Source organism: Desulfatiglans anilini DSM 4660, assembly GCF_000422285.1.
Classification (GTDB): Bacteria; Desulfobacterota; DSM-4660; order Desulfatiglandales; family Desulfatiglandaceae; genus Desulfatiglans; species Desulfatiglans anilini.
In genome coordinates this window covers 213,079-230,237 of sequence record NZ_AULM01000003.1, presented here as the reverse complement: position 1 = coordinate 230,237, position 17,159 = coordinate 213,079, and the positions used below count along the sequence as shown (strand labels likewise).

Sequence of the window (17,159 nt, the reverse complement as noted above, 5' to 3'; positions counted from 1 at the left end):
ACCCGCCATTAAGCGGCTTCGACTGGATGAAAATGAGGGATGGTTATTTCATAACGGGTATAATATACGCTCCGTAACCTCTCAAATCAAGAGACATTTTTTCCAGAATGTTCTTTAAATACCTCTGCGGCTGACTCGATACTCGAAGTTCTTGGTGTGGGCGTTGCGCTGCCGGTCGATGTCGAACCCTGCGTCCCGGATGACGTCCAGGTCGTTGCTGATGCGCCGACCGAGCTGGGCGGGCTTCTTGTATTCGAACTCGAGGTTGAATTCCCGGCCGACCCTGCGCAGCGCCGCGAGCAGCCGTCCCGCCGACACCGGCTCCATGGTGTTCTCGTTCTCGAACCTCACCTGATAGCGTTCGATGAACCCCACCACGTGGTTTGCCCTGTCGTCCTCGCCGTAGCGGGCCTTCTCGTCCAGTTCCACCGCGTTTCGGTAGGCGTGGAAGAGCGACGCCAACGCCGTTGCTATGGGGTTCGACTCCCGCGCCATCTCCTGGCTGGTGTCGTTGATGGAATGGATCTGCTCGATGAACAGCGGGCTCAGATCCTCGAGCCCGGTAGTCACTTCGTGATCCTCGGACCCGGCCAGCATCATCAGATACATCAGGCTCAGATAGTCGTTGCACCGGCGCTTGCCATGAGTCGGCATGGTTCGGTGCAGCAGGCGCATGACCTGTTTCTGGGCTCCGTCCCGGATCATCGCCAGCACATGGCTGGTCCGCTTCATGATGGCCGAGATGATCAGATCCCGGTTCTGCTGGATGGCGGAGATGACCTCCGATTCCAGAAAGCAGTCGCTGGCCTGGTTGGCGAGGTCGAAGTTGATGACGAAGGACCTCGACAGGATCTCCGAAAGCTCCCCGCACAGCGGTTCGATGCCGGTGGTGTTCAGCAGGCATTTGGTCCGCTCGGTGATGGTCTCGCTGTCGGTGCCGCTCTTGCGTTTTTCCTTGGCGATGCCGGTGATGCTGGTCAGCATGAAGGTGGTCAGATCCTCGGTCATCTGCTTGACCTCGATGTTGTCGAGGACGATGAGCGGGTTCTGCGAGCCATCGGTGTAGTTCGCCGCGTCGGTGGCCTTCTTATGCTGGGGCTCGCCGTAAAGCAGCGTCGACGTGATCTTGCTGGCGGTGGTCTTGCCCGATCCGGCCGAGCCCTCGAAACGGGTCATGGGCCGCGTCCCGGCGAAGTCGATCAACAGGAAACAGGAGAGCCAGGAAAGGATGAGAAAGCGATCCCCCTGCGGGCAGGTCATGTTGCCCACCAGCAGATCGACCAGGAGCCGGTCCGCCTCTTCGAGATCGGCGTCGGGCAGAAATTTCAGCGGCTTCATCTTGCGCGAGCCGTCCAGGATGATGCCGTCGTCGTTACCGCCGTTCTTCATGATCCGGATCTCGTCCGGGGTGATCTTGGCGATCTCGTGCTCCGGATTGTTCAGATTGAAATAGACGGTGTAGGAGGCCACATCGGTGTGCAGCCAGGAGAAATGGTCGCGCACCTGGCCACGGATCATGGCCAGGCTGGGCAGCACCTCGAAAAATGTCCGTCCGCCGCCCGTGGTCGGCACCATGCCCGTGTGCTTATAGAGCATGGCCGCGTAATGGCGCTTGCGGCCCCGGTCCGGTGAATCCATCCAGTAGATGGCGTTGTCGAAATACATGAATGGCTCGCCCTGCAGTGTGTGAAAGAACTGGGCACCGTTGGCGTTGAACCAGTCGTAAGCGGCCTCGGCGGCCAGGGTGTAGTCGGGAGCGCCGTTCTCCAGTTCCGTGTCGATCAGCACCTCGTCGACCCGGGCGCGACATGATCCGGGCATCGCGCCGGACATCCGCTTGGCCTTTTTCTTTTCGTTACGGAACTCGACCTTGCGATCCTTCTGGATGGCGCGGATCTGCTCCTTCAGGGTGGCCATGGAAACACCACCGCCGATGCGCTCCTGCACCAGCTTCAGCAGACGGGCCTGTTCCAGCGGAGACTGCTCGGAAATTTCCCCAAGGATCGGTTCGAGCAGGCGGTTGCGTTCCTCCTCTTCAGCGTCCTCGGGCAGTGAGCGAACACCGAACTCGATGGGCGTGCTGGCCTCGGCGAGCAGGCGCTCGAAATCCTCCAGGGTATGCCCAGCGGCAATGTAATCGTTGACGTCGATCTTGGCGGTGGCGAGAAGCGCCTCGGCCGCCCGGACTTCCTCGGCGGGACGTCCTGTCAGCAGCTTGGCCAGCTCCTTCGGCCCCACGCTCGCCGTCAGGCCGAAGCGTTCGGTCAGCTCCTGCCGGGCCGAGATCTGTGTCTCTGACAAGGGCAGCGTCACCAGGCGCGTGTCGATTTTGTGTTCGGCCAGGGTGCGGGCGGTTTGCAGCGCCCCTTTGAGACCGGCCTGGGAGAGTTCGTTGTCCTGGCAGATGTAGACGGTTTCGACGCCGCGCAGCTTGGGGATCAGGCGCTCCCAATCGGCGGACCGGATGCGGACGGTGACCGGAGATACAGTGGGCAGGCCCAGTTGCATCAGCGCCAGGCAATCGGTCACCCCCTCGGTGATGATTACCTTGCCGGGCCTGGCCAGCAGACAGTCCTCGTTGAACAGCAGCGCGTTGTTGATGAAGTCGGCGACGTAGGGCCGCTGGTGCTCGTCGTGAACCGGCAGTTTCTTGTATTTCCCTTGCTCCCAGCCAACGTCCGGGGTCCACGGCGTCTTGCGGCCGATCATGAATACCACCCGGCCACGGCTCCAGTAGGGAAAGACGATCCGGCGCTCGAAGAATGGCGTCAGGCCGTCCTGGCTGGTGGGCCTGAAAGCGCCGGTGGCGGCGAGCTCTCGCTTGGAGAAGCCGTCTTCACCCCCGGTCAGTTGGGCGACCGCGCCGGACGCATTGTCCGCGTAGCCGATCAGGAGATCGTCGATGGTCTCCTCGCTCAGGGCATATTTGGATTTCAGCCAGTCGAGGACCTCCGGCGAATCCTTGAGCTTGGCGTGGTAAAGCTTGGCCAGCGCCGTCAGCGCGTCCTTGACCCGCAGCTCAAAGGCGCGGTCGGCTTCCGTCTGGGCCAGACGCTCCTGGCTGAGGCCATAGCGCGACAGCGGCGGCAAGCCCGCCTTCTTGGCGAGATAGTCCCGGGCTTGACGGTGGCTGTCCGGCATCGGACCGGATTGTCCGGTGGTTACCGAGCCCGTCTGAATGAACTCCACGAGCTGCAGGACGTCGCCGCCGACCCCGCAGCCGAAGCAGTACCAGCCCTGCTTGTCGAGCATCACGTGCAGAGACAGGCGCGACTGGCTCTGATGGTTGGGGCAGTCGCACATCAAGCGCTGGCCGGTCTCCTGGGTGATCCGTCCCGGCAGGAGTTCCCGGGCCACGTCACCGATGTCCATCTCGGTGACGAGCCGGTAATACTCCCTGACGTTATCCGTTCCGCCCATGCTCATTCGGCCTCCGCGACACGAGCGAAATCGGCATCCGCGTGCTGGGCGGCGTCCAGAAACAGGGGCAGGAAGGTCCGGCGGTCGTCCACCTGGCATCGCTTGGCGCAGTTTTGAATGCCCCAGTGATCACCCAGAACAATGGCGGTGCGCCGGGCGCGGGTCACCCCGGTGTAGAGCAGATTGCGGTGGTGCATGAAGGAATGCGCCTTGTGAACCACCACCACGGCGCAGGGGAACTCGGAACCCTGAGTTTTGTGGATGGTGAGCGCATAGGCGAGTTGCAGGTCCTGCAGGTCGGGCGACCCTTTCTCCAGTTCCACCGGCATGCCGTCAAAGTCGATGACCAGAGTGCCGTTCGCGAGGACATCGACCACATAGCCGATGGCACCGTTCATCACGTTCAGGTCGTAGTTGTTCCTGGTCTGGATGACCTTGTCGTGCTTGAGAAACGGAGCGCGGCGGCCCATGGCGACCGGCGGCACCTCGGTGTTCCAGAGCTTGCGCTGGATGAGCCTCTGCAGTTCCTCGTTCAATTCCTTGGTGCCGAGCGGCCCCTTGTGGGTCGGCGTCAGCACCTGCACGTCCTTGATGATGTCGAAACCCAAGGCATCGAGCCGCTCCTGAAACAACTCCAGCAGGAACGAGCGTGCCGCCATCGGGTCGGTGAACTGATCCACCAGATACCAATCCCGACATCCGCCCACCGACGCCTCGCTGGTCTTGCGCATCTCGCCCTTGAGAACGGCGGTGCAGTTCTCCTTGAGGACGCCAGCCTGGCGCACGACCTTGTCGAGGATGACCGTGGGGATGGCGCGTGTCTGGATCAGATCGCGCAGGATGTTCCCTGGTCCCACCGGCGGAAGCTGGTTGTGGTCCCCGACCAGCAGCACCGTGGTCCGCGACAGATCGACCGCCTCGAACAGGTGCCAAGCCAACGGCACATCGACCATCGAAAACTCGTCGACCACCAGGACATCGGCATCGATGGGGTTCTCCTTGCTACGCGAGAAACCCTTGCCGTCATAGCCGAGCAGACGGTGGATGGTGGTGCCGCTGCGACCGCTGACTTCCTCCAGGCGCTTGGCCGCCTTGCCGGTCGGCGCGGCGAGCACGACCTCCAGATCGCTCTCCTCGCAGATGGTGTTGATGACCGAAATGGTGTAGCTCTTGCCCGAACCGGCTCCACCCGAAATCAGGCTGATGCTGTGCTGGAGGGCCGAGCGCACCGCTTCGAGCTGCTTATCGTTCAGCGTTGATGCGCAGCGCCGAATCAGGGCATCGAGTTTCTTGACGGACTGGAAATGCGGGTTGGGTGTTTCGGCCTGGCCGAACAGCGCGGCCAGCTCCCGCTCCATGCGGACGATCTCCGGCAGAGCGACCACGAAACGTCCGCCGTGGGAATCGCAGGAAAGCGCCTGTTCTTCGATGAGCGCGTCGAGGGCGCTCTCGATACGGACCCGGCTGTCCAGGGCATCCATGACCAGCAGCAGATTGGCCTGGTCGACCAGATCCTCGTATTCGATCCAGCAGTGACCATTGTCCAGGGCTTCACGGACGCAGAAATTCAACCCGGCCCGGATACGAGGGGTGTGGTCCTTGGGGGTGCCAAGCTTGCGGGCGATCTTGTCGACCTTCTTGAAGCCGAATCCCCGGATCTCCCGAATGAGGATATACGGGTCTTCCTTCAGAATATCGAGGCAGTTGCCGCCCAGTCTTTCGACCAGAGTGGTGACCTGATGATGGGTCAGTCCGAATGCCGACAACCATGCCATGACGGCGTTGACGCTGCGGTTCTTCAACCATTCGTCACGCAGCCGCCGGGCAGCATTCAAGGGCAGCCGGGCTTTGAGCGCGATGCGCTCGGGGTCATTCAGAAGGGTTTCTTCAAAGGCGTCGCCGAAACTCTCGACGATCAATCTGGCCTTAGCCGGACCAATGCCCTTGATCTCCGGATGGTTGGCCAGATAGTGGATCAGCCCCTCCGGATCGAGTTCGAGGTCGTGCTCCATCCCGTCGACCTTGAACTGACGGCCGTATTTGGGATGGGTGGCCCACGACCCGAGCAGGACCACAGGCTGATTTTCCCGGGCGAACAAATTGCCCGCGAACTGGACTTCCTCACCGGTCGGGGTGAGCAGTCGGCCTGCGGAGAACTTGGGTCCGGCATAGTAAACGCGCTCTATTCTTCCCCGGAGTCGCGCCGGGTTACTCTCATTTCTTTTTGGCATCTCGCGATCCTCCGGTGAAAACGTGTCAGGTACTCCTCGACAAAACGGCAGGCGGCCTGCCGGTCCGAGCAGAAGTAGACGGGGACACCGAAGTCGACGACGATGGAGGCGACCGTTCCGATCAGCGCATGCGGGTGGGCATCGCTGCGGTAGCGGCCATCGACCAGATCGCGAAAGTTGCATTCGACAACCACGCAGGCGGACTCGTAGGCTGAGAGCTTTTCCAGCTCGCGGTGAAACCGCTTTCGCCCCCGGATGACGGTGGAGACGAAATCCGTCAGGGATTTGCGCTCCACCGCCACCCGTTCCTCGAGGCCGACCAGCGAGTAATCACCGGCGGGCAGCGCCTTGCGAACCGCCGAAACCTTGTCGCTATCGAAGCTGTAGGGCTCCTGTTCGCGGGTGTCGACGACAACGGTGATCCGGTCCATCATCAGAACGGGATCATGTCGTCCATCGCCGCGCCGGGAGCCCCGGCATCGTCGGCCATGACAATGCGACGGTTGAAGTAAATGTTCTCGTTTTCACCGCGAGTGCGCTTGGTCACCTCCAGCTTGATGTTGAGAAGCTGCTCGAGGTGGCCCGGCAGATCGGAGAGCTTCTGAAGCTGCAGCCCGCAGGTGTAGAGGTCCTGCTTGAGCCACTTGATGTTCTCGTTGCTGGCCATGACGTTGTTGCGCCAAAGCAGACGGCCCTTGTGGGTCGGCGCGAGAATGCGCAGGGTCCACTTGAGCATGGGGTTTCCCGAGGTCTGGGCGCGGGTCAATTCGACCCGGTCGACGTTGACCTGGTACTTGCCGTCGGGGACGGCCTCGAACTCGCGTTCCTCGACTTCGGCGGTTTCGAAGGCGTCGTCGAACTGCGCCAGGTCGAGGTTGCTGTTGGACTGGTTTTCGTAGTGTTCCATGGTCGGATCTCCTTACTGTTGAGGTTTCGCCGCCGCACTCGCGGTCGGCTCCGGCTTCGGCCGGGCGGCACTCGCCGCAGCTCCGGCTGCCGTGTTGTTGAAGGCTTTCATGAAGCTCGAAAAATCGAGGGGGATGACTTCGGGGAGGCGACCGGTGCGGTCACCGGCGTCGTAGTTGGGACTGGGCTTGGTGCGCATCACGCGCTGCCATACCGGCTTGCCGTCCTCGCCGGTTTTCATGTCCAGGTCGCAGAACAGGATCAGGTCCACCAGACCGGTGACCAGCTTCCGCGCCTTCTCCGGAAGCGTCGGCACGATGCGGGTGTGTTTGCCGGTCCGGGTCTCGATGTCCCGCTCCTGGGAGTGGGAGATCAGGATCAGCCCATAGGGCAGGAAGGCGAGCTTGTTGATGACGCGCTGGAACTCGTTGTTGATCAGCGCGTAGCCTTTGCCGTAGCCCAGGTCGGACTCGTGCTCGATCTTGAATTTCTTGCAGACATAGTCCGAGCACATCTTGTAGGCGTTATCCACCGTGTCGACGACGATGGTCTTGAACTCGTGCTTGCCCTCGGCGATTTCCGCGCAGGCCTGCAGAAGGTCGTCCCAGCAGGTGATCGGGGTCTGGAACACCTCCAGGGCGTTCAGGCCCGGCTCGGTCGCCAGGAACAGTGCGTCATCGGCCTTGGAGCACCAGGTGCTCTTGCCGATCTTGCTCGGGCCGTACACCAGGGCGGTGAGGTCCGAGAGCGTGTGTTTGGGTTTGCTTTTGGTCTTGGGAAGCATGGCTTCGTCTCCTTATGGTTGGGATTTCAAAACACCGGAGCGGCGTCTTCACCGGCTCCGTCCCGCAGCTCTTCGTGCGGGGCGATCCGTTGGAAATGGTTTTCAATGACGTTGGGGTTGCCGCCCGAGCGGCAGAGCTGGAAGTAGGCGCAGGGCCTTCCGTACTGGAAGCAGTAGCTGGTGTTGCGGTAGAAGATGTTGCGCCGACGGGCGTCGAGCATGGCCTTGGAGAGCTCCCACAGCTCCGCCCGCAGTTCCTCGAACTGGTCGCGGGAGATGTAGAGCACCTCGCGATGGAACATGCCCGGCTCGAGGTACTTCTCCTGGAGCCGCTGCTGGAAGGTGTCGTCGTCCTCCGGCAGCTTGCGCTTGGCGCTGCTCTTGCCGGTTTTCGACTTGGCGATCAGCTCCGCCCGGCGGGCCTCGAATTCGGCCTCGGTCTCACCCTTGCCCTGGCGCAGCTTGGCCTTGACCAGAACGTTGTAGATGATGCCGCTGACCGTGATGCCGAGGGTCTGCTCCAGGTACCAGGCGTAGAGGATGATCTGGAAATCGGTCCACAGCCGCTCCAGGTAGCTGGCGTCGATCTGTGAAGCGGTTTTGTGTTCCAGCAGGAAATACTGACCATCTTGACGGACGATGCCGTCCACCTTTCCGGCGAGAATGAAACTGCGCGAGGTCGCGCCTGTCGCCGGGTTGACGATGGGACCTTCGAAGGTCTTTTCGAGCGCGACGACCTCGAATTCTTCGGCCGGGTAGTGTTCCGCATAGGCGCTCATCATGGCTCGGGCGAGATGCCAGTCGGCCTGTTGATGATCGTCCTGCGCCCGGTTCGGATATGTCCGGTCGATGTGGTCGAGGACCTTGGCCAGATCCCGCTCGCCGTGCCAGCACTCCAGGCAGTCGTGAATGACCGAGCCGAAGGCCAGATTGGGGTCGCGCTCGAGTGGTACCAGCTCGTCGATATAGCGCCACTTGCAGGCCATGCGGCAGTTGCGGAACAGCCGCCACATGGAATAGGTGGTGGTCATCAGCTCGCTCATACCGCCACCCCCGCTTCGGCAGCGGCGGGCGCTGCGCGATGCTTTGAGGCACAGGCGCAACCCGACGGCTGGGTACGTTCGATCAGGACCGAGCGTTCGCCGTATTCCTTGGTGGCGAAGCCGGTGAAGATGCGGGCGAGGTCGCTGCCGACATCGGTGGAGGCGTCGATCACGCAGGTGCGTCGGGCCTTGTCCAGATTGAACCGGCTCTCCATCCGCACACGGGAACGGCCATGCAGGCTTTCGACAGCCAGCATCGCCAGCATGAAAGTGTCTTCCAGTTCCTGGGCCGGGACCGACTCGTCAAAACGGTACTTGTAGGTGTCGTGAGTCATGGTTGAACTCCTCTTTTGTTCAGGTTCTGATTTCCGAGGCCCCGGATAGCCGCACCATGCGGCACGGTGCTTACTTACCGGAGCCGGAGTCGATGCGTCGGAGATCACAGGTAGTCCGTCAGGCCAGCCTCGATGAACGCCTCCCGCAGCTTGCTCAGCCGGTCGTAGAGGGTGGTTCTGGGAATGCCCATTTCCCGGGCGATTTCGGCCATGGTGCTGTCGTGTAGGCGCACGCACAGATCCCGGAGCTCCTCCGGTAGCGAGGCGATGGCCCGGTCGAGATCCATGCGGATCTCATGGGCGAGACGCTCCCTTGTCTCGCGGGTGCCGCTTCCCAGGGAGCCCTCGCTGTCCAGGAAGTCGATCCGTTCGGTGGTGTCGCCTTCGCAGTTGTCGAGGGGTTCGTTGAGTGAGGTTTGGCAGAGCCGCCAGTCCCGGCATTGGGCGAAACGGGCCTCCAGGATGGTGGAGATGTGACGTTCGACGATTCGGGCCATGAAGGTGGTCTTCTTGGCCTTGGCTGGATTGAAATGCCGCATCCGCTGCAGCAGATCGATCATCAGTTCCTGTTCGAGGTCGGGTCTGTCGTCCTCGGTGAATCCGGCCTTGCCTACGAGTTGACGTGCTTTGTGCCGAATCAGGTCGGCGGCATACTTGTCGATGCCGTCGTAAGAATTCTGTGAAACCATCGGGGCCTCCTCGGAGCGAGGAGGAGGTCCGCGTGGGTGTCGGCACGGGCCAGATCACAGGACAAAGCTGTCGCGTGGGCGAAGGGGTCGCAGGTACGCCGCCAATTGCCGTATTCGGCTCGGCGACACCCACAACAGCCTCCGCCATGCGTCCAGCTTGTTGTCCAGTGTCTAAGGGTTCAGGTCGTTACGTGTTCAGGCTGCCCGTTCCTCGATGCGCATCAGGAACGGGAGACCGTGCTTGATCTCGAGCAGGCAGACTTTTCCGCTGCCCATCTGCGCGAGGTGCTCCAGCAGCGCCACGACCTCTTGCTTGAGGATGAAGTCATCCTGGTCGCGCTCGGGCCGGGGACCGCTCTGTCCGCCCAGCTTGATCTCGCGCTCGATGACCGTGTCAGGGGTGAGTTCCGGCTCGCCGTCGCGGACCGGAATGTTGGAGATGCGGCCGAAGTTGATGTCCTGCATCAACTCGATGAGTCGCCGCTTCGGTGGGGTGAGATGTGCTTTGTTGACTTGTGCCACTGCCAGTCTCCTTGTTCGGAAGTTCTGGCACGCCCGGTGGCCAACCCTGTGCTGACCAATAAAAAACGCCGGATCGCGCCTTCATTGGGGAAGGCGCTACATCCGGCGTCGCAATGGCTACATTTGGCGTAGCGGAAATTTTTTTTAGTTTTTTCTTCCTGGGTGGTCCCGGGTCATTCGTTGACTATCGGACGGACCTCCCAAACGATCTCCTCTTCGGTCCGGTAGACCGGTTCGTTGCCGCACTTGATGGATTCCTTCAGGTGGGCAGCCAGCGGCTTGTCGTACTTCTCAAGATACTTGATGGCCCGGTTTACGGCGTTCCGGAAGGCGTCACGGACGTTCTTTCGCTTGTCGTTGGATTTCCGGAGTTTGCCACCCAAGCCAACAGCCTCGTTGATCGCTGTGGTCACCTTTGCCATTTCTTCTTCAAGCCGCTGAATCTCGGCATCGTTGTTTTCTGCTCGTGCGTCTTCAATTTCTCGAAGAAGATCGTGAGCCGCCTCCCGGTACTGCTCGATAGCCTTGCGGTCGGCGACGAAGCCGGTATCGCCCAACGGAACCCCCTGGGTGACCTGAAAACCGTCTTCGGTTTCATCAGAGTTCAGAAACGTGTTGCAGGTATTGATGGCGAACCCGCAGACGATCTCGTAGACCGAGGTTTCCTTGTTGGGCCTCGCCAGAAGGAAGTTGATGTACTCGGCTCCTTTGTCGACACCCGTCACGAGCACCTCGGCATTGCCGTTAAAGCGTGCGGCCCAGACACCCCCGCGCTTCCTGAAGTAGTTGTCCGGCTGCTTCTGCTCGACCGGAATAGCTGGGACAGAGATCACCGATCCCGATTCATAGACCGTCCGAAGCAAGCAGTCTCCCGGCAAGGTGCGCTGACGGATGGCCGTGATGTTGCGGGCGACCATGGTGTCCATCGCTTCGCAGACCTCCTTGGCGTGGCGTTTGTAAAGGTCATAGACCTTCTGGGCCACGCTTCCGGGGTTCCCATTCAAGTAGCGGAAGACCCGACTGACCTCGCTGAATCGAGCGATAAACTGGGTGATGTCATCCTGATCACGGACCTGGTTGGCTCGCTCCAGGTACGCGGCAGCCATGATCTTGTCCTCGTCCTTGCTTCTGCTTTGGGTGAAGATATCGGCCTTATAGGCTTCCACGGGGTCATGCTGATCCGCTTTTGCCGCAATCATGGCAAAACGCCTGTCGATGCACTGCGAACACGTTCCGCAATGCGTATGGTGATTGGTCATCTCCCAGGTATGGGTGCAGGTGGTCGATGCCGCGATCATGTCCTGGCATCCGGCCTTGGTGATCACCTCGATAACACCGGCCTTGGTTTTCCAGATGTAGGGATTCTCAATCGTGAACGGTTCGCCAGCCACCAGGCTGATGATTTCCTGAAAGCCTCGGATCACCCTGGGGTGGGTGGTGCGTGTTGCCCGGCCTCCGACTACCTGAGCGCAGACCGGCAGATTCAAACTGATGACCCCGTTTTCGTAAAAACGGACGCTTTTCAGATTGAGCATTTTTGCGATGGTCGCCCCGATAGACACATAGAGGAAGGATCGGCTGCGCTGGGTGTACTCGTAGTTCAGCCCCTTGTTCTTGTTGACCCGGACGCCGATGTGTAGCGGGGCGTTTTCCCCAGCCTTGTCGGCAATCATCTTTTCCAGTCGCCGGTGGCGCGTGTTGAGCTTCGGTGTCGACTTGTGGGTAACAAGGACGACCTTGTGTTTTTCATTCAGAACTTCATCGATGGCTCCCGCCAGCGAGTCCAGCCCACCTGAAAACATCACTACCTGTTCCGGATAGCCGAAGAGCCGTCCGTCATCATCAAATTTCAGATATCCCTGGAATGCCTGAGCCTCTTTCAGTTTGACGAACTCGAAGTGATAGTTGTCATCAGACAAGAAACCAAGCGTGGAGCGCAGCGCCTGGTGGATATCGTCTCCGTTCCAAAAATCTGGCTTCCGCACCGGGATGATGAAGTGCAGATCCCTGCGCCAGCCATGGCCAAAAGAATCGACGTCGTCGGCCCCTCGTGGGATGGCCTGATCGGCACTGTAAACGTAGGTGGCGATTTCGAGCAGATCCTGGAAAGAATCAGGCACGTCCTTGCTCATCTTTTTGTGGATGTCTTCAATGCGTAGGGTGATCTTGTCCGGCCCATCCTTACCCCAAAGACGCAGGCGCAGATCACGGTCAGGATTTTCTTCAATCCCATCAGTCGGTGCGTTCCCACAGATGATATATCGTTTATCTTGCATCGGCTCGCGCTCCTTCTTTTAGCTCGTCCTTCATCTTTTTCAGCGCGTAAGAGGCGAAGCCATTGGAAGACTCCCTGGAGATGTCACCACCTTCTTCGTACCTGTGCTTCGAAAACCAATCTGCTGAAAACTGCTCGACGATCAGGGACGCCTCTTTACAGTGCGTGTTCAGAGCCTTCTCGAATTGTCCCATTTCATTCATGGTGGCAAAGCGCTGGCCCTCACCCAGATGGGTAGCCAGCGTTTTTGAGAGGAAGTAGTTCATGCTCTCGTTGGTCAGCTTGGCGAAGAAAGTCCGCGACAGCTCTCCGAACTCCCGCTTTTTCCCGAGCGCTGCCAGTGCGGCCCGAACATCATCTGGCCCGGGGGCGAAGAGAGACGGCAGTTTCGGTGAGATGTGCTCTACCAGGGCTCCGACCAATGCACGCTGAGACATTTCACCGAGGTCGGATCGGCCACCGTTGGACTCCAATTTGTTATCCAGGGCCTCGGAGACTGCGGCGGCAAGATCGGGAAGGGATGTATCCTGCGGCAGGTTGACGCCGAGGGATTGGAGATGCTCGCCGAGGTTCTCCTTTTTTGCGGCAATGGCGAGCTGCGTCATCAACCAGACCGCCTCGGTGAACCCCTCATCGTTGAGCACGAAGGTGAATGCTTTATCGGCTGCCCGGATTGTTGCGTTTGCGATTTGGGACACGTCGGCACCGGCCGTGATCAGGCCGACCACCTCTTTCCATGCCCTCGACCTCGGAAGGCTTCCAAGTCTGACGTGCCCCATGTCGATCTCCTTATTTTTCGCGACCCAGCATCGTTATTCGGGCCTCCTGATGACGACGATGCTTCGGGCCTTACGAGCTTCTTTCTTCAGATAGCCTTTCCGTACCAGTTGAGCGATCTGCTCGTGGGCGCTCGCGTGGCTGATACCAAGGACTTCCGACAATTCTTTCACCGTTGGCGGCAACCCCTTTTCATCGATGATTTGGCAAATGACCCTCAGCGTGTTTGCTTGTGGGTCGGTTATTTCCGATACCTTTTTCTTTCCCATGGCGATTGCTCCGTGTCGTAGCCACTGAGCGGATTAAGCCCAATTTATGACCACAAAATATACGACCTGATGAACATCAGGTCAATCAAAAAAACAGGACTTCTCGTCTGATTCCGTCATCTTGCACATCCCTCCGGTAGGTAACGAACGCAAGTCCGGTTCAAGCCGGATGTAACCAGATAACCGACCAGAGGCGGAGCTGAGGTGGTTGTGGGTGCCATCGAACGCGCATCCCGACCGCCACCGTTTTCTGGCATCCACACCATCCAGTCCCCCGGTCCCACCGGAGGTGTTCGATGTTGGATGTACAGGAAATGAATGATGTACCGGGGTTGGATGACCTTGGCGAAAACGGCAAACCCGGCCGCCTGTCGGGTGAGGCGAGGCTCCAGTCAGCCGCCTCGATTCTGGCCACGGCGGTCCTGCGCCGAAAGGCCAAAAAAGCATGTGTGGGCAATGAGTTAGATGTTTTCAAAGATTCTTCCCCTGTGCTCGGAGAAGGACTTGATTCATTGCCGGAACAGAGCATTCATTCATGACAACTCGTCCGGAAACCAAACTAAGGAGTTGAAAATGAATGAGTTACAGAACGCCGCCACCGGCGGCAAGAACCAGGACCGAACCCGAAACTCGGTCCTTCGGCAGATGGCCCTGCTGCAATCCATGTCCCTGGAGCAGCTCCGGGAAAAATGGCTCGACCTCTACGGCGAAGAGCCGCCCCAGTACAAGAAGCAATTCCTCATCAAGAGGCTGGCCTATCGCATCCAGGAGCTTTTCTACGGCGGGCTGTCCGACCAGGCCAAGGTCCATCTCCAGCAGGCCGCCAAGGAGGACCCGGTAGCCACTGTCAATCGACGCATCCCAGAAGAACGGAAATCGAACGAGGCGATCCTGCCCGGAACCAGACTGGTGCGGGTCTGGAACGACCGACGATATGAAGTGACCGTCCTTGCCGATGGCTATGAATTCGAAGGCCGCACCTTCCGGTCGCTCAGCGCGGTGGCCAGGGAGATCACCGGAACGCGCTGGAACGGCAAGGTCTTTTTCGGGCTGAAGAAGGTTTATGGCAGAAAAGCCGAGGGAGGTTCGGATGCTTGATAACAGCAATGTCGCGCCGGGCAAGAACAAGACCCTGCGCTGTGCCATCTACACCCGCAAGAGCCACGAGGAAGGGCTCGAACAGGAGTTCAACTCGTTGGATGCCCAACGGGAGTCGGCGGAACACTATATCGAGAGCCAACGGATGCGGGGCTGGACGGCCCTGCCGGATCGCTACGACGATGGTGGTTTCTCGGGTGGGAACATGGAGCGCCCGGGGCTGCGCCGACTGCTGGCGGACATCGACGCCGGGAAGATTGATGTGATCGTGGTCTACAAGGTCGACCGACTGTCCCGCTCGCTGCTGGACTTCATGAAGATGATCGACCTCTTCAACGAAAAGGGCGTCAGCTTCGTCTCGGTTACCCAGCACTTCAGCACCACCGACCCCACCGGCCGAATGTTTCTCGGCATCCTGATCACCTTCGCCCAGTACGAGCGGGAGGTCATCGCCGAGCGTATCCGAGACAAGGTGGCGGCTGCCAAGCGCCGGGGGAAATACTGCGGCGGCGTGCCCATCCTCGGATACGACGTCGACCGGGAGAACAAGAAGCTGCTGGTCAACCCTGATGAAGCCAAGACGGTGCAGTACATCTTCCGCCGCTTTATCCAGATCGGCTCGGCCAAGAAACTGGGCCAGGAGCTGAACGAACAGGGTTACCGCACCAAGGCCTGGACCACCAAGAAAGGCAAAGTCCGTGAGGGCTCCGAATGGAACACCGCCCATATCTACCGGCTGCTCAACAACCGGATCTATATCGGCGAGATCGCCCACAAGGACCGCAGTTACCCCGGCGAGCACGAGGGGATCATCGACCGGGCGACCTGGGACAAGGTGCAAGCCATCCTGGAGGACAACAAACCGGTCAAGGTATCCATGGCCAGAACCAAAATGGTCGCCCCGCTGAAAGGCGTCATCCGCTGCGGCCACTGCGGATGCTCGATGGGACCGACCTACGCCCGCAAGAACGGCCGCCACTACACCTATTACATCTGCCAGAAGGACAGCAAGCGGACCGTGAGCCGGTGCCCGCTCAAACGTATTCCCGCCGGGGACATCGAGCAGGCCGTAGTCGAGCAGTTGAGCGCGGTGTTCCGCACACCGACGCTGGTGGCCAAGACCTACTTCGCCGCCCGGGACATCGAGCAGGCAGAGAGGGAGCGTCTGTTCAAGCAGAAAGCCCAGCTCGAGATTGAGCTGTCGCAGGCGCGAGAGCAGGCACTTGAACTGATGAGGCCCGGCAACGATCAGCCGGGCAAGGCCGAGATGCTGACGACCGTCAACCGCCACGCGGTCGAGCTCTCGAAACAACTGACACATGTGAGCGAGCGATGCAGAGCCTACCAGGGGAACAGCATCACGGAACAGGATGTGTCGGAGGCCTTCCAGAATGTGGAGGGCTTCTGGGAAGACCTTTTTCCGGTGGAGCGGAATCGCCTCATCCGCCTCCTGGTGGATAAGGTCGAGATCCGCGAGACCGGAATCGACATGGAGCTGCGCACCAACGGACTGACAACGCTCATCGCCGAGCTGGCCGGTCTGGCATGCGAAGTCACTGAACGGAGGACAAGCCGATGAAAATGAAGCCGACCATTACCGTTGCCGACAACGGCAACCTGCAGATCCACATCCCGATGCTGATCCGGCGCATGCGCGGCCGCAAGACGGTCATCGCTCCCCAGGCCCTGGATGGAGAAATCACCGGAGCGCAGGAACCGGTGCAGTCCGCCGTCCTCCAGGCGCTGGGCAGGGCCTTTTCCTGGGCCTACATCCTCGAATCCGGCCAGATCAGGTCCATCAGCGAGCTTGCCCGTACCCTCGACGTCGATGGCTCGTATGTGGCCCGCATTCTCACGCTGACGACCCTGGCCCCCGACATCGTCGAAGCCCTGATCAACGGCGAGGAACCCAACGGGCTCTCGCTGGCCAAACTGACCCAGACCTTCCCGGAGGACTGGGCCGAGCAGCGCCGCCAGTTCGGCTTTGCCACCGACTGACGACCGGACCGGAGACCGCCCCAGAGAGCCGACCATCAGCGTCGGCTTTTCTTCTTTAGGGGGCAGGAAGCCGGAGTTGACCGCGCTTCTTTTCATGGCCGAGGCGGGCGATTTCGAAAAAAACGTCCGGTTGCGGCATCGAACGATGACCTAAGACAACCGCCCAAAATGGCAATCAGCCGCAAACCCATATCAATCAAGGATGTAGCTTTCCGGACGAGCTTCGGACTTGGTCCGGAGAAAACAGAGAATCAGGGGCCAAACAGAGAAAGAAAGGCTGGAAGATGGGGAGAATCGATGGTGCGGAGAGGTGCTTTGGAAGATGTGAAACGGGCGCAAACCCTTTAGAAACAAGGGGAAAAAGAAAACCCGTCACCCCGGAGAATGACCCCAGAGAGACGGGTTGTCTTTTTTCAAATGGTGGAGGCGGGGGGAGTCGAACCCCCGTCCGAAAATATTCCACTTAGGCTTCTACATGCATAGCATGGTATAGAGATTTCGCCCCGGGGGTCGCTACCATGCAGGCTAACTCCGAGACTAACCCGTGTAAATTTCGCCTCACCGGCCCACAGGTGCACCGGATCAGCTAGCCCGCTAGTCGACGCCCTATCCGATCACGCAGGCAAAGACCGGTAGGACGCTAGCCTTAAGCGGCTAGAGCATACGAATAATCGTCTGCGTTTGTGTTTATCCAGCCGTTTAACGAGCAGCCAGAACCTCGGCATGCAACCCAAGCTTCAACTATCCCCGTCGAAACCGGTTCGCCCCCCCTTTCATTTTGTTGTTGTAATCATATTAAGAATGCGAAGATG

16 protein-coding genes and 1 other RNA gene are annotated in these 17,159 nt (G+C 59.9%); 4 read left to right on the top strand and 13 right to left on the bottom strand.

Going from position 1 to position 17,159, the window contains the following annotated elements; genetic code table 11:
- Positions 1–114: 114 nt before the first annotated feature.
- The 12 genes from H567_RS0105015 to H567_RS0104960 all read right to left on the bottom strand — a co-directional run bounded on the left by H567_RS0105015 (position 115) and on the right by H567_RS0104960 (position 13,251).
- Complete coding sequence (locus H567_RS0105015) at positions 115–3,426, bottom strand: CHC2 zinc finger domain-containing protein (RefSeq protein WP_028320566.1); 3,312 nt, start codon at positions 3,424–3,426, stop codon at positions 115–117.
- The gene (recD2, locus tag H567_RS0105010) at positions 3,423–5,651 is read right to left on the bottom strand and encodes an SF1B family DNA helicase RecD2 (RefSeq protein ID WP_028320565.1); all 2,229 of its coding nucleotides are present in this window, start codon (positions 5,649–5,651) and stop codon (positions 3,423–3,425) included. Before recD2 ends, H567_RS0105015 begins: the two co-directional genes overlap by 4 nt.
- Positions 5,603–6,085 (bottom strand): ERCC4 domain-containing protein, encoded by a 483-nt coding sequence (locus H567_RS0105005; RefSeq protein WP_013258639.1) that lies wholly within the window; start codon positions 6,083–6,085, stop codon positions 5,603–5,605. The genes recD2 and H567_RS0105005 overlap by 49 nt, the downstream gene beginning before the upstream one ends.
- Positions 6,085–6,558: a DUF669 domain-containing protein gene (locus H567_RS0105000; RefSeq protein ID WP_011367844.1), complete on the bottom strand. Its 474-nt coding sequence runs from the start codon at positions 6,556–6,558 to the stop codon at positions 6,085–6,087. Before H567_RS0105000 ends, H567_RS0105005 begins: the two co-directional genes overlap by 1 nt.
- Before the next feature lie 12 nt (positions 6,559–6,570).
- Positions 6,571–7,341 carry an ATP-binding protein gene (locus H567_RS0104995; protein WP_022661692.1) on the bottom strand — a complete coding sequence of 257 codons (771 nt, stop codon included), beginning with the start codon at positions 7,339–7,341 and terminating at the stop codon, positions 6,571–6,573.
- Between the two features lie 26 nt (positions 7,342–7,367).
- On the bottom strand, positions 7,368–8,384 hold the full coding sequence (locus H567_RS0104990) for a PD-(D/E)XK nuclease family protein (RefSeq protein WP_028320564.1): 1,017 nt from the start codon (positions 8,382–8,384) through the stop codon (positions 7,368–7,370).
- The gene (locus H567_RS0104985) at positions 8,381–8,719 is read right to left on the bottom strand and encodes a hypothetical protein (protein ID WP_028320563.1); all 339 of its coding nucleotides are present in this window, start codon (positions 8,717–8,719) and stop codon (positions 8,381–8,383) included. Before H567_RS0104985 ends, H567_RS0104990 begins: the two co-directional genes overlap by 4 nt.
- A 104-nt stretch (positions 8,720–8,823) precedes the next feature.
- Positions 8,824–9,408: a sigma-70 family RNA polymerase sigma factor gene (locus H567_RS0104980; RefSeq protein ID WP_028320562.1), complete on the bottom strand. Its 585-nt coding sequence runs from the start codon at positions 9,406–9,408 to the stop codon at positions 8,824–8,826.
- Between the two features lie 195 nt (positions 9,409–9,603).
- Positions 9,604–9,930 (bottom strand): hypothetical protein, encoded by a 327-nt coding sequence (locus H567_RS0104975; protein ID WP_028320561.1) that lies wholly within the window; start codon positions 9,928–9,930, stop codon positions 9,604–9,606.
- Positions 9,931–10,103: 173 nt separating this feature from the next.
- Positions 10,104–12,206 carry a 7-cyano-7-deazaguanine synthase gene (locus tag H567_RS0104970; protein ID WP_028320560.1) on the bottom strand — a complete coding sequence of 701 codons (2,103 nt, stop codon included), beginning with the start codon at positions 12,204–12,206 and terminating at the stop codon, positions 10,104–10,106.
- On the bottom strand, positions 12,196–12,984 hold the full coding sequence (locus tag H567_RS0104965) for a hypothetical protein (RefSeq protein ID WP_013514522.1): 789 nt from the start codon (positions 12,982–12,984) through the stop codon (positions 12,196–12,198). Before H567_RS0104965 ends, H567_RS0104970 begins: the two co-directional genes overlap by 11 nt.
- Before the next feature lie 33 nt (positions 12,985–13,017).
- Positions 13,018–13,251 (bottom strand): LexA family protein, encoded by a 234-nt coding sequence (locus H567_RS0104960; RefSeq protein WP_009379056.1) that lies wholly within the window; start codon positions 13,249–13,251, stop codon positions 13,018–13,020.
- A 296-nt stretch (positions 13,252–13,547) separates the two neighbouring features.
- Here H567_RS0104960 and H567_RS0104955 point away from each other — a divergent pair, with 296 nt between their 5' ends.
- Genes H567_RS0104955 through H567_RS0104940 form a run of 4 tightly spaced genes read left to right on the top strand, consistent with a single transcriptional unit; the run spans position 13,548 to position 16,347 of the window.
- Entirely contained in the window at positions 13,548–13,790 is a 243-nt protein-coding gene (locus H567_RS0104955; protein ID WP_028320559.1) for a hypothetical protein, read from the top strand.
- 34 nt (positions 13,791–13,824) lie between these two features.
- Positions 13,825–14,349, top strand: a complete 525-nt coding sequence (locus H567_RS0104950; RefSeq protein WP_028320558.1) for a DUF2924 domain-containing protein — start codon at positions 13,825–13,827, stop codon at positions 14,347–14,349.
- On the top strand, positions 14,342–15,928 hold the full coding sequence (locus tag H567_RS0104945; RefSeq protein ID WP_028320557.1) for a recombinase family protein: 1,587 nt from the start codon (positions 14,342–14,344) through the stop codon (positions 15,926–15,928). The genes H567_RS0104950 and H567_RS0104945 overlap by 8 nt, the downstream gene beginning before the upstream one ends.
- Positions 15,925–16,347, top strand: a complete 423-nt coding sequence (locus tag H567_RS0104940) for a hypothetical protein (protein ID WP_028320556.1) — start codon at positions 15,925–15,927, stop codon at positions 16,345–16,347. Before H567_RS0104945 ends, H567_RS0104940 begins: the two co-directional genes overlap by 4 nt.
- Before the next feature lie 418 nt (positions 16,348–16,765).
- Here H567_RS0104940 and ssrA read toward each other — a convergent pair.
- Positions 16,766–17,116: a transfer-messenger RNA gene (ssrA, locus tag H567_RS27730) on the bottom strand.
- Between the last annotated feature and the right edge of the window lie 43 nt (positions 17,117–17,159).